Here is a 22567-nt window from a genome sequence, read left to right on the forward strand (position 1 = left end):
AAAGGAAAATGGTATCAATCAGACCTGACGAAATTAGCCAAATTATTCGCGACCAAATAGAACAGTACGACCAAGATGTCAAAGTATCTAACGTTGGTACTGTTCTACAAGTGGGTGACGGTATTGCCAGGATTTATGGCCTAGACAAGGTAATGGCAGGAGAACTGGTAGAGTTCTCAGATGGCACAGTAGGTATTGCCCAAAACCTAGAAGAAGATAACGTAGCGGCAGTATTGATGGGTGAAGGCCGGGAAATTCAAGAAGGATCTGCCGTAACTGCCACAGGTAGAATTGCTCAAGTGCCAGTAGGAGAGGCCATGGTTGGCCGGGTGGTAGATGGTCTCGGTCGAGCTGTTGATGGTAAGGGAGATATTCAAACCGATGACAGTCGTCTGATTGAATCTCCTGCTCCAGGAATTATCGAACGCCGTTCTGTTTGTGAACCTATGCAAACAGGTATCACCGCTATAGACTCGATGATTCCCATAGGTAGAGGTCAACGGGAATTGATTATCGGTGACAGACAAACAGGTAAAACAGCGATCGCCATCGATACTATCATTAACCAAAAAGGTGAAGATGTTATCTGTGTATATGTGGCTATTGGTCAAAAAGCTTCTACTGTAGTTCAGGTAGTAAGTACCCTTGAAGAAAAAGGTGCAATGGATTACACCGTTGTAGTAGCTGCTAATGCCAGTGACCCTGCAACTCTCCAATACTTGGCTCCTTATACTGGTGCTACTATTGCTGAATACTTTATGTATAAAGGCAAAGCAACTCTGGTAATCTATGATGACCTTTCCAAGCAAGCTCAAGCTTATCGCCAGGTATCTTTGCTACTGCGTCGTCCACCAGGTCGTGAAGCATATCCAGGAGATGTATTCTATCTCCACTCCCGTCTCTTAGAAAGAGCTGCTAAACTCAATGATAATTTGGGTGGAGGTAGTATGACTGCTCTACCAATTATTGAAACTCAAGCTGGTGACGTTTCTGCCTATATTCCTACCAACGTTATCTCCATTACGGATGGTCAAATCTTCCTCTCCAGTGACTTATTCAACGCAGGTTTCCGCCCAGCAGTAAACGCAGGTGTTTCTGTGTCTAGGGTGGGTTCGGCCGCTCAGACCAAGGCAATGAAAAAAGTTGCTGGTAAAATTAAGTTAGAGCTAGCACAGTTTGCTGAATTAGAAGCGTTCTCTCAATTTGCTTCAGACTTGGATAAAGCTACCCAAAACCAACTGGCAAGAGGTCAGCGCTTGCGGGAGATTTTGAAACAATCTCAAAACTCGCCTCGCTCTCTTCCCGAGCAAGTAGCAGTGATTTATTCTGGTATTAATGGTTACTTGGATGATATCCCTCTTGAGAAGGTGACTAAATTTATTTCTGGTTTACTGGATTACTTGAACAACAGTAAGCCCAAGTTCGGTGAAATTATCGGTACTGAAAAAGTACTGACTGATGAAGCTCAAACTGTCTTAAAAGAAGGTATTACTGAGTATAAGCAAACATTCTTGGTATCTGCTTAAATTAGTTAAACTGTCGAGAAACCTCACACCATAATTTTCAATTTGGTGTGAGATGAATCGGCGGTAAGCGTAAAATCTGATTGCGGAGCTAGGCGCGTAGTTTTTCGATCTGCAAAAAGGGCGGTGGGGCATCCCGTTCTTAAAGCTCGTGGAGTCCGATGCAATAGCAGGACTGCGAAGCGAGAAGCCTACACTATACCGAATGGTTAGTGTGGGAGTATGTCACTTGTTAATGCTCAAAAGCAACTAGCCACTAATTATTAAAAAGCATTTCCTAACGGAATGCTCCGCAAACAGCAGTTCAGCAATCAGCGGTCAGCTTTTTAGAAGGGAATTTAAACCCCTCCTAAAATTAAGCGACAAGCCAGAATTCGGGCATATTTTACCCAAGCTTGGACGTTCCGGAATGCTCCGCAAACTGGTGCCTAACTATATCACAAATTTTTCGGCTGATAGCTGATAGCTAGTTAATTAGATTTAGTAATTAAGACTAATTCGCACTTAATTTATAGGCCAACCTCTATAGATTTATTGAAAAAAAGGGTTGAGAGTTCCCTTCTTCTTTCTTCCTTGTTACTTCTTACTCCTTCCTACACAAAATCATGCCTAATTTAAAAGCTATTCGCGATCGCATCAACTCGGTCAAAAACACTAAAAAAATTACAGAAGCAATGCGCTTAGTGGCCGCTGCTAAAGTACGTCGTGCCCAAGAACAAGTTATTAATACTCGGCCTTTTGCCGACCGCCTTGCTCAAGTTTTATATGGACTTGCCGAACGTTTACAATTTGAAAGTGTAGATTTACCCCTACTAAAACAAAGGGAAGTTAAAACAGTAGGGTTATTAGTGATTTCTGGAAATCGTGGTCTGTGTGGTAGCTATAACAGCAGTATCATTAAACGTGCAGAAATTAGAGCTAGTGAACTAACACAGCAAGGAATAGATTATAAATATTTGTTGGTCGGACGTAAAGCAATTCAATATTTCCAGCGTCGGGAAGCTCCGATTTTAAGCACTTACGATAATCCTGAAAAAATTCCTACAGCTGATGACGCTTCTGCAGTTACTGATGAAGTACTATCTGCTTTTCTCTCAGGAACAATAGATAGAGTAGAGTTAATCTATACTAAATTTATTTCCCTAATTAGCTCTAAACCAGTTATTCAAACTCTTTTGCCTCTAGACCCTCAAGGTTTAGAAGTTCAAGATGATGAAATTTTTCGTTTAACAACTCAAGGTGGTCACTTAGAAGTATCACGGGACAAAGTAACATCACCTACTAAAAGCTTTCCCCGCGATATGATTTTTGAGCAAGACCCAACTCAAATTTTAGAAGCTCTCTTGCCATTATTTTTAACTAACCAGTTATTGAGGGCGTGGCAAGAATCATCTGCTAGTGAGTTAGCATCTCGGATGACAGCAATGAGTAATGCTAGTGATAATGCTAGTGAATTAGTTGGTACATTAACTCTTTCCTATAACAAAGCTCGGCAAGCTGCTATTACTCAAGAAATTCTGGAAGTTGTGGGTGGTGCTAGTGCTTTAGAATAATAGGCTACTTTGGAAAATTATTTATGTTGTTAATACGTCTGGGATGACTCAGGCGTATTTTTTTTCTTATTTAGGGCTTGCTGATTAATTATAAAAGTATTGATATATAAAGGTTTGAACACTTTGAGGGTTGAATTGCAGTGCTCGTGTTTCAGTTGAAAACGCTCAAAAAGCTAGTATTTTGGGCTGACTATGGCAGAAAAATCAAGGGATAATTCTTACTCCTACCTCCTCGCTCCCAAGCCATTTCTCCTGACTCCTGACTTCTCCCCCTGCTAAAAGACTAGTGAAGCGCAAACCCTATTTATTGAGAGTAGGGAAAAGGCCGCAGCGGTGCGACTCCGCAGGGTACGACAAATTTACCGAATAATTAAGGTTGAAAGCCTCTTGTTTAAAGGAGAAACAAGAAAAAATTTTCTTTTGAGTCAATCCTCCTCTTTTGAAGGAGAGGTAATTGTTAATTATTAATTATTAATTATTAATTATTGAACTGGTAGCCTACTATTAGATTTGAAGCAACAGTGGAAAAAATATTTCCCTGTCTTATACCAATTTTAAAAAAGATAGTGGCAGTAGAATAAGTATAAAACTGTGAAGAGATTTGCTCAGGCAACAGGAAGCAAATGTAGAAATGGCTGTTTGTCAAAACACAATTATTTAGTGGGATTTATATCATGTTCGGATAATCAGTTATAAAAAAACTTCTGGCCTTGAACCAATATTCCCTTCAGCATAAGTGCCCTCAGCATAGCTGCCTTCCTTCCTACAAAGTGTAAATATTCAACTGAACATAATATTACACAATTTTTAGAGCTTTAATATAGCCTAAACTCTCTTTGTGACGGGCAAATACGTCTATGTTTTCACTTAACCAATCAAAGGATATGTCTAATATATCTAGTTTAAATGTTGAAAAAACTTATTACACATATTTATAAGCTCGTTTTGCCATCACAGGTTTAAATTGAGTATCTACAAACTGCACTGGCTCAAAGGTATCTATCCACAAATGAGCGCCACAACTTGCTGGATTTAGTGGTCGATAAACTATACGACAAGGACCCTGAATTTCTAACTGAAAACCTAAATAGTTACCTTTTCCATGCTTCAAAGCGATTACTGGTTTCAATTGGTCTAGCGCTATTTGAGGATTTTTATTTATTTTTTTGCGATTTGCTTGAATTTTTTGCTGATTAACATGGATCATCGTTGGCTTCTGTCGCTGTCGATGATACCACATACCTTTAGGACCTCTAGTCCCTGGTATGACAACAGGCATTTGGCCATAAAGAGGAATTCGCCAAAATCCCTTGTGTTTATAAGCGCCTTTGATTCTACCTTGAGAAAGTAAAACTCTGACGCGTTGACAACAGATACCTAATAAAAAAGCTGCTTCTCTAGTTCCGATAATAGTCATTTTTACTATAGCACTATAGTTTTTGTTGTTTAATTTCTATAAAATAAATTATAGCAATTTTTACTTATATTTCCCAAATGATTACAGGTAAAACAAAATTATTAGGAGTCATTGGCTATCCGGTTGAACATTCTTTGTCTCCAGTAATGCACAATGCTGCAATTAAAGCAATAAATAATCAACAAAACTTAATAGATTATGTTTATCTGCCTTTTCCAATTAAACCAGAAAATTTAAAAACAGCTATTGCTGGGTTTTCTGCTATTGGCATTCAGGGTTTTAATATTACTATTCCCCACAAACAAACTATATTACCACTTTTGTCAAAAGTTTCAGATCTTGCTCAAGCAGTGGGGGCAGTTAATACTGTTTATCAAACAGACAAAGGATGGGAGGGAACAAATACAGATGTGGAAGGATTTCTTTCTCCACTCAAAACTTATAATTGGGATTGGCATCAAAAAGTAGCGTTGATTTTAGGTAATGGTGGTGCATCTCGCGCAGTAGTGGCTGGTTGTGCACAATTGGGTTGTGCAGAAATTCATGTTATTGGTCGGTCTCAAGAAAAGTTAGCTGCTTTTAAGCAAAGTTGGATTAATTCTCCTTTACCAGTAAATGTAAAAATACATAAGTGGGATGAAATGTCAAGATTAGTTTCACAGGCAGATTTGCTAGTGAATACTACTCCGATTGGAATGTATCCTAATATTGAGCAGTCTCCAATAGATGAGAAAGTGTTCGATCTATTATCACCAGGAGCAATAGTCTATGATTTAATCTATATTCCCAACCCTACTAAATTTCTTCAGCAAGCCTTGGTTAGGGGAGCGATCGCTATTGATGGATTAGAAATGTTGGTTCAACAAGGGGCTGCAGCTTTGGAATTATGGTTACAAAAGTCTGTACCAGTTGATATTATGCGCCATTCTCTACGCCAACATTTAGGCTTGAATGATTGACATACTCTCGACACGCTCATCAAAGATATAGTGGGGAATTTTATCAATGTTATTTGAATATTTGTGTCTCTATGGTTTAGTTGAACCAAGCTGTATCTTTTCCTTTTTTCCTTATTTCTTCTTTCAAACTAAATCATCCCAACTTGAAGAAGTAATCAGTAGTCAGCTAGAGTACCCGTCAGATTGTTGAAATATAGACGTTGCATACAACGTTCCTACAAGTCACCGAGAATGCACTTGATGGGGATTGCTCCCTCACCAACTGCATTGATAGCGCTAGTGACGCGTGTGGGTGTTAAACCCATCACAGAAAAGATAATATGAAGATCGATCTGGGAAACAGCGCACCAAATTTACTGTAATATGATGCGCCTATCGCTTAAAGAGAACTAAACTCCATAAGTGTCACACTTGTGCCAGTATGAACGATTTGTTCGAGTTGAAAACCACTTGCTGCAAACAAATCTTTGTATTCTTGTTCGGTGCGCCAATAACCTCCAGGATTAGTAATCATCATTTGCACTGCAGCTAAAGCTGGTATTGTGCCATCGGGATATTCTACAGGCGCTCCTACAGAAGGAACTAAAGTTTGTAAAAGTATAACCCGACCATCTTTCGAGAGAGCTTCTCGACAGTTAGTCAGTACCTTGATTGAATCCTCTTTACTAAATACTGATAGAAAATATTTCATTACAATTGCATCGGCACCTTTTGGTAAAGATTCCAAAGCACTCCCACCAATAACTGTTACTGCATCATTAACTCCATGTTTTGCCAGATTATTAGGAGCAGTTTCTACTTCATGGGGTAAGTCAAACAAAATACCTTTACAGCCGAATCTTTTCACAATATTGGCAATTAATGTACCTTGATTTCCTCCCACATCCATTATTGTCTGAAAACGACCAAAATCATAAACTGCAAACAACGGGTCAACAACTTCAGCAGTTAAATAACTCATGGCATTGTTGAACAGGTTTTTACTCTTGGGATTTTCTGTCATATAGGAAGTATAAAAATCCTTACCTTTTGCTAATTCAAAAGGAACTTCTCCAGTCTTTAAACTGTTTTCTAATTCTCGCCAACCATCCCACATATTAGGCTCTGTAATGTGCATTAAAAAATCACCGATAGAAGGGGAACCATTAGTAATCAGAAGTTCCGATAATTCTGTAGAAGCAAATACCCGTCCAGGTTTTTCTAAAAAGACACCTAAATGAGCTAAAGCACGCAGCACAACATAAAGTTTTTCTACTTTTGTGCCTGTTTTTTCTGCTATTGCTTCAACGGTTTGTTGTCCGTTATGCAGCAATTCTGGTATACCTAAATTTGTTGCTACATAAACACACTGACTTTGCCAGTAACCGTAAATAATTCGATAGATTTTCTTCTTAGATTCTGAGGCAGATCCTAACATAATTAAGCTCCAATTTTTTTACTAACTATATGATAAAAGCAAATACTCTCAAAGAGGTACTTAAACTTATTTGTTCCATTAGACATCTCCTTCAAAAGAGGGAACAGGGTTAACGAAGTCAGAAGTCCCCAAGTCAGAAGTCAGAAGTTATTTTTCTCACAGGTATTTAAGCAAGCCTCCAAAAATATTTCGCCAATCAAGGCGGGGTTTTATATCATGTTCGGTTGAATACTTATAAATAACTGCTGTGAGGAGTCAGTCCTCAGGAGTCAGTCCTCAGGAGTTAGGAGGAAATATTGGAGATGGGGTATTGATAATTTGGGGTTGCACATTATGGAATGATATTGCCAAAAATTAGTTTAGACTTTGGCTAAAAAAAACCTAATATTAATCATTCTAGCAATTGACTAATCCAAAATCCAATTCCATCAAAAATCTAAAATCATTTGTCACTGTGCAACGCCTAAAAACATAATTACTAACTGACAAAACTGGTCAATATTCCTAAAATTTTTGGTAAATTTTCAACGGAATATTCCTGTAAATCTAATATTACAGCTTTACCTTCTAACTCTAAAAATTGCCAAACAGTTCTAGTAGTAATAGCTCCATAAATTTTGGAAATCTCGTTACCTTGATGTTGGTTGAAAATTTGAGCGGCAACCATTTCTGCTATGCATTGAGCAAAACCAGATTTGAGATTGTCGTTTTTAGCTTCTACTAAGGAGATAACTGGTGATTCGATGAAAAATTGTTGGGTTGAATGGCTCATAATAAAGTCGCAAAAGCCATTTAATCCAAGCTCTATATCAACATTAAACTCAATGCCAGAAAATAAACTTATCTGTTTGTTTAAATGTTTTTTCATTGCCACTAAAATTGGTGCAACTATTAATTCAGAGCGAGCTTTTTCTGAACCTATCGCCACTGCTAAGGGTAAATATTCTTCTAAGGCTTCAAGAAGAAATTGACTGGGGGTAACTTCTGGTAAGTTGTTAAATTTTCCTTTGCTACCTGTCAGGGTTATGTTAAATTTTTGTTTGAGTTCTTCTAGGGTGAATTTACTGTAAGCCATGGATTTTTTTCAGTTATCAGTTATCAGTTATCAGTTGTAAGAATGACAAAAAAATTTATCAAAATAATATGGCTCTAAAACCCCGCCTTGACTGGCGCAATATTTTTGGAGCCTTACTCAAATCCCTGTTATACCAATTTGATAAATGTTTGCTACAAATAATTTTCTAGGTGTCAGGTGTTAGGTGGTAGGTGGTAGGTATTAGATACTAGGTGCTAGGTTTTAGGTTTTAGGTGGATTATTAGTTATTTACTAACCAGTTTATTTGTAATACCAATTTGACAAAAGAATGCTACAAAAAGATAGACCTCGATCAGATATGCTGAAAAATAGCTATTCTAGTTCATTTTAGATAGTTATTTATATGGTTTTTCCATTTTTTTAAATCTTTATCCCTTCTTCCTTCTTCCCTCTTCCTTCTTTCGTACGGACGTTGCATGCAACGTCCCTAGCATTTCTAACAAATATTTATCAAATTGGTATAACATTATTTTTTCAATTTGGTATTACAAAAATAACTTCTGACTTCTGACTTCTGACTTCGTTTAGCTGGTAGCTAACTGCTGAATACTTACCGAATAATTAAGGTTTAAAGCCTCTCCTTTAAAGGAGAAACAAGAAAAAAATTTTCCTTTTATTCAATCCTCTTTCTTTGAGGGAGAGGTAATTATCAATTATCCATTATTGAACTACTTCAAATACTCACTCAAACGTTCTGCTAATACTTTATTATTTGGTTCCTTGATAAATGTAAAATGATTGCCAGGAACCATAACTACCTCCATATCAAATACATCTAAAATAGCATACATTTCTACCCAAACTAATTGAGGATCTATACCATGAGGATGCTTTTCTTCTGCACGAAATACCGTTACTTTTCCCGGATAAGGCCGACGTTTATAACTATAAGTTGCTTTCAAAGTACCGATAATTACATCAATAAACCGTCGATTTTGTTCACGAGTCGCTGCCTGGGGAAATAACTCTAATTTTTCCGCTTTATCAATAATAAACTCTATTTGCTCCTCTGAACTTAGCCCAATTAATTCATCCTCCCTAACTAAATTAGTTATACCGAACATACCGCCAAAATAACGACTTAATACACCTCTCATGTATAAATTATCAATCTTTTTATTGGGGTCTAATAAAATAGGAACCCAAGGATCTAATAAAGCCAATAAACTAACTTCTTGTCCCTGCTGAACTAACTGTTGTGCCATTTCAAAAGCAACAACTCCCCCAAAAGACCAACCACCAATTTGATAGGGTCCTTCTGGTTGAAATTCTTGCATAGTTTTGATATAAAATTCAGCCATATCTTCCACATTTGTAAAGATTTTTTCTCCTTCATTAAATCCTTGAGCTTGTAAACCATAAAAAGGCTGATTATTACCTAAATAATGGGATAATTCCTGGTAATAAAATACATGACCGCCCGCAGGATGTACGCAGAAAAATGGTTGCTTATTTCCCTGACTTTGCAAAGGAACTAAAGAAGAAGAAATAACTTGACTTTCTCCTCGGATTAAACTTGCTAAATCTTCAATTGTGGGATTAGTAAACAGAGTAGATAAAGGTAATTGTTTGGCAAAGCGTTGTTGAATTTTTGCCATTAAATTAACTGCTAATAGAGAATGACCTCCTAACTCAAAGAAATTATTTTTAATTCCCACTGGATGAATATTGAGAATATTTGACCAAATCTCTGCTAATTGTCCTTCAATATCATCTCGTGGTGCAACGAAATTATTACTCTCACTAAAACTAGAAATATCTGGTGCAGGTAAAGCACGACGGTTAACTTTCCCATTCGGAGTTAACGGTAGTTGTGACAAAACCACAAAAGCTGAAGGTATCATATACTCTGCCAATTTTTCCTTGAGATATTGTTTTAGTTGCGGTACAGTTTTTTGATTCGCTTCAGTTTCGGGCACAATATATGCCACTAAACGTTTATTACCAGGATTATCTTCTCTTGCCAAAACTACTGTTTCTTTAACAGTGGGATGTTGACTGATAGTAGTTTCAATTTCTCCGATTTCGATCCGAAAACCTCGAATTTTGACTTGGTTATCGATGCGACCAATAAATTCGATATTACCATCAGGAAGATAGCGAGCTAAATCTCCTGTTTTGTATAGGGAAATATTATCCCCCCTAACCCCCCTTTGTAAGAGGGGAATTTGTAGTTTCTCCCTTTCTAAAGCGGGAACCTCTAGTCTCCCCCTTTCTAAGGTGGACGGAAGGGAGATTTCTTCTAGTCTCCCCCTTTCCAAGGGGGACCCAAGGGGGATATTAATAAATCTTTCTGCTGTTAAATCTGGACGATTAAGATAACCATTTGCTACACCTACTCCTCCAATATACAGTTCTCCAGGAACACCTATGGGAACTGGTTTTAAATTTCTATCGAAAATATAAAGTTGATTGTTAGCAATAGGGCGACCAATAGGAGGTAGTGCTGGCCAACTTTCCGCAGCACCTTGTAAACTGTAAGCAGAAACCACATGACTTTCCGATGGACCGTACTGATTTTGTAACCTACAGTTGGGCAGTCGTTTTATTAATTCAATCAGGTCTGGAGTCATCTGTAACTGTTCGCCTGCTGTAACAATTTCACGCAGTTGTGGCAAAGTTTGACATTGAGCAGCAACTGTAGCCAACTGTTGCAAAGCGACAAATGGTACAAATAGTTTATCTACTTCGTTATCAACCATAAATTGCATCAAAGCAAAACTATCGCGCCTGATTTCTTGAGACACTAACACTAAAGTACCTCCAGAATATAACGTGGAAAAAATTTCTTGGAAAGATACGTCGAAACTGATGGGAGCAAATTGTAATGTTTTTGCACCTTCACCAATAATCGCTTCCTGCTCCTGCCACATAATTAGGTTAACCAGAGCGCGTTGACTCATAGCAACTCCTTTCGGTTTACCTGTGGAACCGGATGTATAGATGATGTAGCCTAGATTTTCTGGTTTGGCCACTTTTGCCAAATTTTCTGTAGGCAACTGAGCGATCGCCTCCCAATCTTTATCTAAGCAAACAACCTGTGCTTGATGTTTGGGCAAAGATGTCACTAATGATTCCTGAGTCAGCAACACTGATACTTGTGCATCAGAAATCATATAAGCTAAACGTTCTGAGGGGTAGCTGGAATCTAGCGGTACATAAGCTGCTCCTGCTTTGAGAATTCCTAATATCCCTACGACCATTTCTAAAGAACGTTCTGCACATATTCCCAAATGTGTTTCTGGCTTTGCTCCCAACTTTTGTAAGTACTGAGCTAGTTGATTTGCTTTGATATTCAACTGTGAATAAGTCAGCTTTTCTTCTGCAAAAACTACTGCCACTGCATCCGGAGTTTTTTCTACTTGTTCCTCAAATAATTCATGGATACATTTGCTTTGAGGATAATCTGTTTTTGTATTGTTCCACTCCACTAATATTTGCTGTTTTTCCCTCTCACTCAGTATCGGTAACTTATCTACTTCTGTCTGAGGATTTTCCACAATTGCTGTTAGTAAATTCTGGAAATGTTCGGCAATTTGACTTACAGTTTCTGCCGCTAATACATCACTATTGTATTTCCAATCAACCAATAGAGATTCCTCTAAATGAATTGCTTCTAAACTGAGTTCAAAATCTACCTTTTGTTGTGGGATCTGATAATATTCTAATTCTAATTCTTTGGCATTAAATAATTTATCGAACTTGTAATAACCAAAAGCTGCTTGACAAATAGGAGAATAACTCAGATTAGATAATTTGAGTTGTTGTACAAGTAGAGCAAATGGATAATCTTTGTAGCTTTCTGTTTCAAATACTGTTTTACTGACTTGAGTCAAAAAATCTGTAAACTTGAGATTCCCTGAAATAGAATCTCTGATAACCGTAACATTAGTAAAATTGCCAATAACTCCAGGGAATAATGGTTTACTTTCTCGATTTTGTAATAAACCTACAAGTAAATCTTCTTCTCCTGTATAGCGGTAAAGCAGGACTTTAAATACTGCTAATAGTATCTCTTCGACTTTTACTACTTCTGTTTTTGCCAGTTGTTTAATTTGTTGACTTAATTGTAAATTTATGGTGCGCCTTATTGATTTTCCATTATAAGTTCTAATGGTTGGACGAGGAGAATTTGTTGGTAATTCTAACACTGGTAATTCATCAGCCAAATTCTGTTGCCAATAATCACCAAACTGTTTTCCTTCTGAACTCTTGAGCAAGTCTAATTCTTTCTGAATATAATCTTCATAAGATTGATTTAGTATGGGTAAATCTAGAAATTCATCATTAATTTTTGATTCATAGAGAGCCACAAATTCATTCACTAATATTAATAAAGACTCCCAATCTCCAGCTATTTGATGAACAGTCAATAACAAAATATTCTCTGTTACCGAACGTTTAAATAAACAAGCACGAAATACCCCGCTATTTTCTAAGTTAAAAGGACGTTTTATTGAGTCACATAACTGCCCTTCTAATTCCTCATTGCTCCAAGATGAAGCAGAAATTTGTTCAAAATTAATATCGACATTTTCCCTAATTGTTTGAACTATTTTTCCATCTTGTTCGTAATAAATACTGCGAAGAATTGAGTAACGTTCAGTTAATACTTGCAGTGTATTTTTGACAGCTTGAATATCCAGAGGAGATTTAATTCTAACCGCCAGAGATATTTTATCTGTTAAACCCTGAGAGTTAAACTTATACAGAAACCAATTTGCTTGCTGTATGTGGGAAGTAGAAAGCGATAGTAAAGTAGACAAAACTTGATTCCTCTCTATTTTATTTAGCGAACATTTTTCTGATTTTCTTAACCGGTATAGCGCAAGTCATTTCAGTTATCAGTGAGGGGTTGTGCAACCCAATTATTTTGATAAATATCTCATGACTTAGCATGGCAAAATTTAGGTCCCTAATTTTCTCAGTCATTTTCCAGCTTGATAGCAGATGTGCTAGAAATAGCCAAATACATTCCACATAAAATTACAAAGAAACTTACCACAGTCAAAAAATTCAGGCTTTCTGAGAATATAGCCCAACCTTCCACCGCACTGAGAGCAGGAATAACCAACGTCACTAAGCTACTAAATCCAGCAGATAACTTTTTGAGACAATAAGCCCAAAGTCCCATAGCAAGCATCTGACTAACGAGAGCTTGGGCAATGACTGCAAGCCACCCATTTACCGAAGTTGGGAAAAGTTGCTCTTCGGCGATCAGAACAAAAGGTAATATAAATAGAAAACTTGTTGTTGTAGACCAAGTCATAATAGTGACAGGGCTTAAATTACTACGGAGTTTCTGAATGACAAGTGGATGTATTCCAAAAAACACTGCTGAGAGCAAAGCTGCTAAACTTCCTAATAGTTCTTGGCTCATCCTCAATGATAACAGTTCTTTTGCTTCTAGTAAAGTTGCTCCAAAAATCGCAACTACCATACCAATCAAAAATCGATTGTCGAAAGTTTGACCTAAAGCTAGCCATCCTCCCAAGACGGTAAATATTGGCACCAGATTATGGATCATACTAGAGTTGGCAATACTCGTTTGATTTAAAGACCAAGCCCAAAGCATTAGACCTACTGATATAAGAACACCATCTATTATTAGTAGCTTTGCCCTATTAACTAGATGGTGCTTTTGTTGTTCGAGTTGAGTTTCTTTATTTTTGTCTCGGTCGCGTACTGTCAATAAAATATTTAGCAGCCAAAAGGCAACAGCCGCTATCCAAAAACGATTAAATGCTGTAGCGTTTGGTCCGATTTCCAGTTCGCTCAAACGGATAAAAATGGGTGAAAAAGAGAGACAGATTATGCTAGCTGTTAATGCAACTAAAGAATCTATCGGTAAAAATGAGACAAACTGTAGTTTTAATAATTTTGCTTGAGCATTCATCTTTTTTTCTAGACTTAGTCAAATGGGAATGATAATAACGATAAATTAAAGCTACTGAATAGCCAGTTTCCTAATTAGAACAGGACTTACCCATGAGGTACGAAAAACTAGGACTTGAAATTACTTCCCTAGACGGAAATACGTTGAGGTGCTTGTCACCCCTTGAGACTCTGATGTTTACTTCTGTGTAAGGACGTTGCATGCAACCTCCCTACCTACTCCTCTGCTCAATAAAATGAGAAATGGTATTATCAAAATAATATGGGTCGCGCAACCCTCCCTTTTAAGGCGAAATATTTTTGGAGAGTTGCTCACATCCCCTACTTCCCCTGCTGGGAGGGGGAGGGGTAGGTTGACTTCTGACTTCTGACTTCTGACTTCGTTACACCTTTGCTACTTGCTCTGATTTACTGTACTTAAACAATGAACCACAAGCTACGCGAGTCCTCCCTGCTGCTGCACTCCATAGTTGCAAAGCTACATCTTCTAAATTTTGCCCATCAGCTTGAAGCATCCGAGAAATCATGCTAATTTTGCCGAAAGACCAAAATAATCCTGCTTCCAGCAGATATGGCTCATTGGTTTCTGCGTGTACTCGGAAGTCATACAAAGAATAATCACGACATCCCAAAGCAACATGAGCCTTCTTAGCACTATCAGCAAGTTTCTTGAATAGTTCTGGTGTGACATTAGCTGGACATATTGGCTTCACTGCTGGTTTCTCAGGTTGTTTTCCAGGGGTTCCGTCTGATTTTAGCTCCAACTTATGATGTAAAGTTCTAATAGGGTGTTCCTCCGTGACTAAATACTCTATCATCGGCAAGACGGACAACTTACCTTCATATTCAACAACACCTACACGGAATTCCCTTCCAGGAATATAATCCTCAACTAACAACGTCTCGTCTAGTTCAAACCCAACTTTCAATGCTGCCTCTATCTGAGATTCATCCCACACCAATGTCACACCCAAAGAATTGTCTTCCGAGGTTGGTTTCACGACAAAGGGCGGCTGCATTGTTAATTTATCTCCCCGTCGTAGTTGCTGTGCTTTAGCAACTACGACATCAGATACAGACACAACGCTCCGTGTCTGTGCTTTGTTAGTTGCTAATGCTGTGCAATGGGATGGCGACCCAACTACGGGGATACCAATAATATCCTCAAATAAAGCACGGAAACTCGTCATTCCAGGAAAGCAGAACATATGGGGAACTACTACGTCAATCTGAGGTAGTCGAGGAATCATATCCTGGAGAGACATCTTTTCCGACAAGGAATCTAAGGATGTTCCTAACTGCCAAAGACTGTCAGGATGTACCACTGCATAGTAGCTATTGACACCCACTGGTTGCACTACTTCTTTTGCGTAAACTATTGATAAGTTGTAGTAAAAGTCAGAAACAAGGGAACCTGCGAGGTGCAATACTCGTAACATTGGCATTGTCTTTAAGGATGAAGGTTGAGTCTGAGGATTTTTTTCTAATGTCATAATTAGTTGTTTTGTTTCTATTAAATTAGTTAATTGTGTCCTAAATTTTAACAAAACAAAAAAAGTAGAAAAATTAATTTTTATTAATTGTGACTGCTTTGATATAGCGAATATTAAATATATTACCAAAAGCTGTTATATCATGTTCGGATAATCAGTGATAAAAAAACTTTATCCCTTTTAACCTTTTCTTCTCTCCTGCATAGCTGCCTTCTTTCCTCCAAAGTGTAAGTATTCAACCAAACATGATATTAGGACTTTTCTAGGTGATTTTGTATGGAGTCTACTGTGGACTACAGCCAGACAATAATATCCCCTGGGTTCCACTTGAATATTACTGCATTTTTCTATTCTTTTTCCCTAATTATTTAGCCTAATATTCTGTTATTTTACTTTGAAGGTAGTCCTTTTTCAATAGTTTTCAATGTTTTATCTTCAAACGTAGCTAGAGATTTTATACCTAAATCTACACCAACTACATCTACTGATTTATCAGTAATTTGAGGTGTGGTTTCTACTTTGAAACTGACAAACCATCTATCGGCTTTTTTGCTAATAGTTACAGATTTAGGAGTGACATCATCAGATAATACTTCATAAGTTTTAACCCATCCAATTCTCGGTAGTTTAAGATGATATTAAAGCTTCTAAATCTCCGAGTATCTGGTCTCTGGTTAATGATGAAATGTCATTTAATTCTAGTAAAGCTCTCAACTTTTGCCTTCAATAAGAAGACTCAATTTTCGGTTTGATAGCAGACCTACTAGAGATAGCCAAATACATTCCCAATAAAATTACAAAGAAACTTACCGAAGTCAACAAGCTAAGATTTTCTGAGAAAATTGCCCAGCCTTCAACAGCGCTGAGAACAGGAATAGATAACGCAACTAGACTAGTAAGTCCAGCAGATAATCTTTTGAGAGAATAAGCCAAAAGTCCTATACCTAACATTTGAGCAACAACGGCTTGAGCAATAACTGAAAACCAACCAGTGAAAGAACTTGGAAAAAGTTGCTCTTCAACAATTAAAGCAAAAGGCAATAATAACAGAGAGCTAGTTGCCGAAGACCAAGTCATAATAGTGATTGGATTTATCTGAGTTCGGAGTTGCTCAACTATCAGTGGGTGTATGCCAAAAAATACTGCTGAAAGTAATGCTGCCAAATCTCCTAGTAGTTGTTGGCTGACTCTTAGTGATAAAAGTTGACATCCTCCCCGGCCTAAAGGCACGGGGATTCCTACCGAGCCGTAGCTCCTCGGCTAGGTCAAGTAGATGGAGTTTTTGTCGATCTGATTGGATTTCCTTTTGGATTTCCTTTTTTCGTTCTCGGTGGCGCACAGCCAAAAATAGACTCACTAACCCAAAGGCAACAGTCGCAATCCACAAGCGATTAAATATTGTGGCATTTGGACCGATTTCATATTCGCTCAAACGGATGAAAATTGGTGATAAAGATAGACATATCGTTCCACCCATTAATGCAGCTAAACAGTCTATCGGTAATGATAAAAATAGTTGTAATCGTGATACTTTATTGGGAGCATCCATCTTTATTCCGTCTCAATAAAACTGATACAAGGTAGTACAATTTTTTTATTTACTCAACTGTCTAGAGTCGATCAAAAAATGAACAATTCCATAAACAATAAAGCCTGCAGCCATACCGGGAAAGACTTCATAAATAGCACTAGATAAGCCAAGTCCTAAATTCCAGGCTATGGAAACAATAATACCAATAATCATTATGGCGATCGCTACTGGCACACTCACTGGCTTTTGCCAAACCCGCAATACCAGTAACGGACCTAAACCACAAGCTAAAATTGACCAAGCAAAAATTACTAAAGCGAATACGTTATTGTCTCCTGCTAGGGCGATCGCTAATACTATAGCTGTAACAACTAAGGTAGCAATTTTAGCCATTCTATAAGAATTAGCTGTGTTAGGAATCAAGTCTTGACTCAATGCAGCCGAACAAGATAGTATCTGAGAGTCTGCTGTGGAAATAGCTGCTGAAAATAATCCGGCTAATATTAACCCTACCATCACTCCTGGTAACAGTTCCATAGATAGATAAGGTAATGCCAACTCTGGGTCACTTGATGTGATTAAATCTGGCAATAATGCTCTTGCAGTTAATCCCACACCGAAGGCTGTAGCAGAGTTTATTTGACCACAGACAAATTTGATATTGCGAGCCAAAGCAACATTCTCTGCGGAGTCAATTGCCATTGCTCGTACTAATATGTGAGGCTGACCTACAGCGCCAAACCCTGCCACTACCCATCCCAAAAAGTAAGGGAAAAATCCCCAAGGCAGATTTGCAGGTATCCAATTTGTCAGGGTGGGGTCAATTGCATTGAGTTTTGCCCAAAGTTCTCCAAACCCACCACAGTTAATCAAACCTACTACAGACAAAACCAACAAGGAACCAATCATCAAAATTGCCTGCACTGAGTCAGTCCAGATAGAAGCACGAATGCCTCCTGAAAAACAGTAAATAACGACAATTACAGCTCCAATGATAACTCCTAACTGATAGTTCCAGCCAAATATGGCATTTAGTCCTTTGCTTGCTGCTACCAGTTGAGCTGAAGCATAAGTACCGAGAAAAGCAATAGTAATTAAGGCTGAAATTATTGTAATCAGGCGTCCGTTATTTTTTCCTTGCCCTAGATTTTCTTGACCGAGGAATGAGGACACTGTATCTGAATTTGTTTGTTGAGAGACTAATCTCAATTTTTTGAATATCAGCCACCAAGCAATATAGTCTCCTATTGCCCAAGCAACAGGTATCCAAATGGAAGCAACTCCCACTTTGTAAGTAAAGCCAACTACTCCAATGAATAAATATCCACTCTGACCTGTTGCCATTGCTGATAAAGCTGTCAACCAGGGATTAACATTTCTACTAGCAAGTAAGTAATCATTTGTTGTGTTTTGTTTTTGGGTTACGGAGTAAATACCTACTACTGTAAATAACAGTAGAAAGGCAATAAATGTCATCGCAATCCAAATTTGTTTATCCATAAAAATTGATTATTTCACCTTAGTAGAAACTTGGTTTCTCTTGCTTAATTTCTGAGTTTACACTCTACATAAATCCGGTTTGTTAATCTCCGCCTCAATACCTGGTTTTTCTACTTTTGTTTACCGAATTATTTAATTATTTAATTATTAATAATTAAATAATTCTGGTTTAAAGCCTTCCCTTTTCAGGAGAAAAAAGCGGTCGTTAGCGTTTGCGATAGCATTCCGTAAGGAAAGCTTCCCGTAGGGTGGGATGGCGAGGAAACCTGCCCCATATCCAATCGACCAAGATAAGAAATAATATTTCCTTATATTCAATCAAGAACGGTTTTAACCAGAGATAATTATCAATTATCAATTATCAATTAATGAAGTTAGGTTTATCAAAATAATTGGGTCTAAAACCGCGCCTTTTAAGGCGAAATATTTTTGGAGCGAAGCTCAAATCCCCGTTACAAAAATAACTTCTGACTTCTGACTTCGTTAAACCTGATACTAATTTTACAACTGTCTGCTACAAATAGCTATGGGATTTATTAGAAGTTAGGTAGGGAATCCTTCAGATTGGCGACGTACAGAATGAATAGCTTTGATAACATTTTTTTTGTTGTAAATCATATTTTTAGTCAAAGAGACATCTCTTGTAAAGTATTTATATCCCCCCTATTATTCATAATATTATTTTGTACAATTGGTCTTACACAAACCCGGTTTTTAAATCTAAATACCAGTATAAATCTGGTTTGTATTTTTTAGTTTCTGAGTTTACAGTCTACAGAAATCCAATTGATTAATCTCCGCCCAATTCTACTAATTTCCCAATATTAAAGTCAATTCTTACCCAGCCTTTTAATTTTTGCAGATTACCTAACAAAAGTAAAGGAATTTGCCAATGATGTACCATCAAAAATGGTAAGGGGTCATTCACTTGAAAAATTCCGTCTGTTCCTTGAAAAATTTTGTTAATCCAAGTTTTTAATTGCCCCAAAGACCTAATTCCTGTCAGTCGCCATAATTCATGGTAAGTCCAATAAGTAGGTTTACTATTTGGCAGTGGTATTAGTGAGGCTTCATTTTCATCTTTACTATCTTTCAAATAAGCATCTGCTACTCCTGGATGGTCGTGAAATGTAGTAATAGCTGAGTGAGTTCTGGGGTTACATTCAATGGGATAAACTCGACCGTCTTCTGTTTCAATAAAGTCAAAAGAAATTTGCCCAGTAATATCTAATTCTCTGACAAATTTTTCTACCCATTGATAGATTTGAGGTCGATCTACATGATGATAATTGACTTGAAATTCTGATGATTCACAACAACAATATAGTCTAACTTTACCTTTTCTGACAGTGCTATGGGTACAATATTCTTTGCCTTTAACAAATTCCTGCATAATCCAGGGTATCTCTTCACTAATCGGCAATATATTGACAAATTCTTCCATTTCTGATTTTGAATTCATGGGCAGTTTTGTCATATCTAAACGACGCACTGAATCGTAAGGAATACTTTTGAGAATATACTTACTCCCATCAGTAGCAAAGTCAAAATTGAGAACTTGTTCAGGATTTGTAATTAAAAATGATTTTGGTACAGATAAACCAAAACTTTTAGCTTTTTCAATAAATGTAAATTTATTATCTAATAGTTGCGTAATTTCAGCATCAAAATGCAATACTTCACAGTGTTCTGATAAAAGCGGTTTTGCTAAAGATTCATAGTAGCTTCCTGCCGGACTAGATACCGGGATAAATACGTCTATTTTTTCTTTTTTAACAATCTCTAATAATCCTTGAGAATAGCCCTCCCAATCTTTTTGGGGAAAGGGTAATGTATAGAAGCTCGTAACAGCATTAGAAAATCTATTTCCTGATAACCAATATTTATTTGCTTCTAGTAGAAAAACTTTGTGTCCTGCTGCATGGAATGAACGGGCAAGTTGCAAACATTTTGTCATTTTTGCGCCCGTAATTAGGATTTTTTTTGGGTTTTCAGCTACTATTTTTTTTTGAAAAGGTTGACTAATAAAATTCCAGAGCAGTGATGGTATTACCTTTAGTAAATTCAACGGTAAAACAATTAACAATAAAATCAGAGAACCGAGATTTTGGAACAGTGCATAAGCAGGTCCTTGAACAAATAAAATTAGTGCCATGTTATTATTTATGATCAGGAAAAAAGTGTTAACTAGCTATCTGCTTGAGCGCATTTCCTGACGGAATGCTCCGCAAACAGCTAGTCTCCTAGGTCGGAACTGCGTTAACAGCTTTTAGAGACTGTTTGTAAAGTTTTGTAATATACAATGATTGACCTTTAAACTCTAACAACTTGGTTATTTATCCCAGATTTATAGGCTGAAATACCCAATTTGCCAGGGGTAAAAACACTTCATAATTATTTACAAACAACCTCTTAGCAGCTCTGGGTTAAAATCCCCTTATCAACGTAAACAAAAATGATTCTACTGACTGCTGACAGCTTCTTTAAGTTTTTGAGAATAAAAATTTAGCTGCAAAGGTAGGTCTAAGTATTAATTTTTCTGTAGAGGATTATTATTTTTATCCACTAAAATTACTTGGGGACGATGTAGAAGTGCTTCTTCTGGTGTCATTTGAGCATAAGCGATGACTATTATCTCGTCCCCAACAGCATTTATTCGGGCTGCTGGACCGTTGAGGCAGACAATACGACTACCCCATTCCCCTGGAATAGTGTAGGTTTCTAGCCGTGAACCGTTATTGACATTAATTACTTGTACTTTTTCATAAGCTAATATACTGGCAGTTTTTAGTAGTTCTTCATCAATGGTAATTGAACCCTCATAATATAGTTGTGCTTCAGTTACTTTGAGTCGATGCAGTTTACTCTTAAAAATTGTCAGTAGCATTTGATTATAATTATTTATATCGGTAACACCTATGATGTTACCGAATATTCAGGAGTTATATCCAATTATTTATTGGGTTAATAATATCCTCAAACCATAACTACTTTCGTTTAATAATAGTTACCCCATCTCGTAAAGGTAGCAAAACTTGTTCTACTCTGGGATCTTCTGCAACAAAACGGTTAAATTTAGCGATCGCTTCTCCATTAGCAGCACGCTTTTCTGGTGGAAGATAAGGTTGCCCTTGCAGTAAAGTATTATCAACACAAATAAATCCATTTGGTGCTAATAAACTTGTATCTAAGAGAATTCTGAAATATTCTATATACTCTTTTTTATCGGCATCAATAAACACTAAATCAAAAGTTTCTCCGGCATCTGCCAACTTTTGCATAGTTTCCAATGCTGGTGCAACTTCGACTGATATTTTCTTTCCAGCGGGAGACTTTTCAAAACAAGCTTTAGCAAAGTCAGCTACATATTGATCGACTTCACAAGCAACTTCATGTCCATCTTCTGGCAGCGCTTCTGCCATTGCCAATGCAGAATACCCGGTAAACATTCCAATTTCTAGGATACGTTTCGCCCCAGTCATGTGAACGAACATTTTTAGAATTTGCCCCTCAATATGCCCAGATAACATTTCCTGTTCTAACTGGCGCACTGTTTCGCCATCAGAAAATCGTAAATTCCAGGGTTCCCGGCGAGTCTTTTCTGCTAATGCTGCTAACGCATCTGACTCCTGGGTAGTATTTTTTTCAATGTAGGGGTCAAGACCTTCTGCTAATTGGTAAGCATCTTTAATAGCCTCAGCAAGTTTGGCAGGTATTTCTACGGTTTCTGCCATCTTGACAGTTTTTTCAAGTTGTTCTACTAAAATACCCAATGGTGTAACTGGTCTGGCGGTTTTTGTATTTACAGTTTCTGTATTTACAACGGTTATCATATTTCTATTCCATTACTATTGGATAAGTAGAATGGGCAAAGACTAAATCATCTATAGCATGCGAAAACTAAGTTTTATCCTAAGCATTACCGAATAATTAATAATTAATAATTAAATAATTCGTGCCTTGAAGCCTCCCCTTGGATAGGGGAAAAAAGCGGTCGAGGGATGGCGCAATTCGGAGCGGCTCTGATCAGAGCGGGTCTCCTCGCCATATCCAATCGACCAAGAGAAGAAATAATATTTCCTTATATTCAATCAAGAGCGGTTAAAACCCGAGGTAATTATCAATTATCCATTATCAATTATCCATTAATGAAAAGGGTTTGAGATTAATTATCGCAGAGGTC

Annotated in this window: 14 protein-coding genes; 3 read left to right on the top strand and 11 right to left on the bottom strand. The window is 37.4% G+C overall.

Annotation, left to right across the window (positions count from 1 at the left end; genetic code table 11):
- Positions 1-8: 8 nt before the first annotated feature.
- Positions 9-1526 carry a F0F1 ATP synthase subunit alpha gene (gene atpA / locus F6K23_RS18075; protein ID WP_293158401.1) on the top strand — a complete coding sequence of 506 codons (1518 nt, stop codon included), beginning with the start codon at positions 9-11 and terminating at the stop codon, positions 1524-1526.
- A 602-nt stretch (positions 1527-2128) separates the two neighbouring features.
- Positions 2129-3076, top strand: a complete 948-nt coding sequence (locus tag F6K23_RS18080) for a F0F1 ATP synthase subunit gamma (RefSeq protein ID WP_293158403.1) — start codon at positions 2129-2131, stop codon at positions 3074-3076.
- 922 nt (positions 3077-3998) lie between these two features.
- Here F6K23_RS18080 and F6K23_RS18085 read toward each other — a convergent pair.
- Complete coding sequence (locus tag F6K23_RS18085; protein WP_293158405.1) at positions 3999-4493, bottom strand: hypothetical protein; 495 nt, start codon at positions 4491-4493, stop codon at positions 3999-4001.
- Between the two features lie 77 nt (positions 4494-4570).
- Here F6K23_RS18085 and F6K23_RS18090 point away from each other — a divergent pair, with 77 nt between their 5' ends.
- Positions 4571-5452: a shikimate dehydrogenase gene (locus tag F6K23_RS18090; protein ID WP_293158408.1), complete on the top strand. Its 882-nt coding sequence runs from the start codon at positions 4571-4573 to the stop codon at positions 5450-5452.
- Between the two features lie 379 nt (positions 5453-5831).
- On the opposite strand, the gene F6K23_RS18095 is transcribed toward F6K23_RS18090, so the two are convergent.
- From F6K23_RS18095 to F6K23_RS18140, 10 genes are all read right to left on the bottom strand, one after another.
- Positions 5832-6869 (bottom strand): methyltransferase, encoded by a 1038-nt coding sequence (locus F6K23_RS18095; RefSeq protein WP_293158411.1) that lies wholly within the window; start codon positions 6867-6869, stop codon positions 5832-5834.
- Between the two features lie 478 nt (positions 6870-7347).
- Positions 7348-7944 carry a hypothetical protein gene (locus F6K23_RS18100; protein ID WP_293158414.1) on the bottom strand — a complete coding sequence of 199 codons (597 nt, stop codon included), beginning with the start codon at positions 7942-7944 and terminating at the stop codon, positions 7348-7350.
- Positions 7945-8633: 689 nt separating this feature from the next.
- Entirely contained in the window at positions 8634-12731 is a 4098-nt protein-coding gene (locus tag F6K23_RS18105; protein ID WP_293158417.1) for a non-ribosomal peptide synthetase, read from the bottom strand.
- Between the two features lie 158 nt (positions 12732-12889).
- Positions 12890-13861 carry a DMT family transporter gene (locus tag F6K23_RS18110; protein WP_293158420.1) on the bottom strand — a complete coding sequence of 324 codons (972 nt, stop codon included), beginning with the start codon at positions 13859-13861 and terminating at the stop codon, positions 12890-12892.
- A gap of 382 nt (positions 13862-14243) precedes the next feature.
- Positions 14244-15353, bottom strand: a complete 1110-nt coding sequence (locus F6K23_RS18115) for a D-alanine--D-alanine ligase (RefSeq protein WP_293158423.1) — start codon at positions 15351-15353, stop codon at positions 14244-14246.
- 723 nt (positions 15354-16076) lie between these two features.
- The gene (locus F6K23_RS18120; RefSeq protein WP_293158425.1) at positions 16077-16583 is read right to left on the bottom strand and encodes a DMT family transporter; all 507 of its coding nucleotides are present in this window, start codon (positions 16581-16583) and stop codon (positions 16077-16079) included.
- A gap of 364 nt (positions 16584-16947) precedes the next feature.
- On the bottom strand, positions 16948-18384 hold the full coding sequence (locus tag F6K23_RS18125) for a sodium/proline symporter (RefSeq protein WP_293158428.1): 1437 nt from the start codon (positions 18382-18384) through the stop codon (positions 16948-16950).
- Positions 18385-19174: 790 nt separating this feature from the next.
- Positions 19175-20539, bottom strand: a complete 1365-nt coding sequence (locus tag F6K23_RS18130; RefSeq protein WP_293158431.1) for an ATP-grasp domain-containing protein — start codon at positions 20537-20539, stop codon at positions 19175-19177.
- Between the two features lie 375 nt (positions 20540-20914).
- Positions 20915-21271 (bottom strand): aspartate 1-decarboxylase, encoded by a 357-nt coding sequence (gene panD / locus F6K23_RS18135; RefSeq protein ID WP_293158434.1) that lies wholly within the window; start codon positions 21269-21271, stop codon positions 20915-20917.
- 100 nt (positions 21272-21371) lie between these two features.
- Complete coding sequence (locus F6K23_RS18140) at positions 21372-22217, bottom strand: O-methyltransferase (RefSeq protein ID WP_293158437.1); 846 nt, start codon at positions 22215-22217, stop codon at positions 21372-21374.
- Positions 22218-22567: the final 350 nt, after the last annotated feature.

The organism is Okeania sp. SIO2C9 (assembly GCF_010672455.1).
Classification (GTDB): Bacteria; Cyanobacteriota; Cyanobacteriia; order Cyanobacteriales; family Microcoleaceae; genus Okeania.

Bases quoted from the DNA above. Each gene is read 5' to 3' on its own strand.
- F6K23_RS18090 (WP_293158408.1), top strand. From the start codon at position 4,571: ATGATTACAGGTAAAACAAAATTATTAGGAGTCATTGGCTATCCGGTT.
- F6K23_RS18085 (WP_293158405.1), bottom strand. From the start codon at position 4,493: ATGACTATTATCGGAACTAGAGAAGCAGCTTTTTTATTAGGTATCTGT.
- panD (WP_293158434.1), bottom strand. From the start codon at position 21,271: ATGCTACTGACAATTTTTAAGAGTAAACTGCATCGACTCAAAGTAACT.
- F6K23_RS18100 (WP_293158414.1), bottom strand. From the start codon at position 7,944: ATGGCTTACAGTAAATTCACCCTAGAAGAACTCAAACAAAAATTTAAC.
- F6K23_RS18115 (WP_293158423.1), bottom strand. From the start codon at position 15,353: ATGACATTAGAAAAAAATCCTCAGACTCAACCTTCATCCTTAAAGACA.
- F6K23_RS18130 (WP_293158431.1), bottom strand. From the start codon at position 20,539: ATGGCACTAATTTTATTTGTTCAAGGACCTGCTTATGCACTGTTCCAA.
- atpA (WP_293158401.1), top strand. From the start codon at position 9: ATGGTATCAATCAGACCTGACGAAATTAGCCAAATTATTCGCGACCAA.
- F6K23_RS18095 (WP_293158411.1), bottom strand. From the start codon at position 6,869: ATGTTAGGATCTGCCTCAGAATCTAAGAAGAAAATCTATCGAATTATT.
- F6K23_RS18110 (WP_293158420.1), bottom strand. From the start codon at position 13,861: ATGAATGCTCAAGCAAAATTATTAAAACTACAGTTTGTCTCATTTTTA.
- F6K23_RS18080 (WP_293158403.1), top strand. From the start codon at position 2,129: ATGCCTAATTTAAAAGCTATTCGCGATCGCATCAACTCGGTCAAAAAC.
- F6K23_RS18125 (WP_293158428.1), bottom strand. From the start codon at position 18,384: ATGGATAAACAAATTTGGATTGCGATGACATTTATTGCCTTTCTACTG.
- F6K23_RS18140 (WP_293158437.1), bottom strand. From the start codon at position 22,217: ATGATAACCGTTGTAAATACAGAAACTGTAAATACAAAAACCGCCAGA.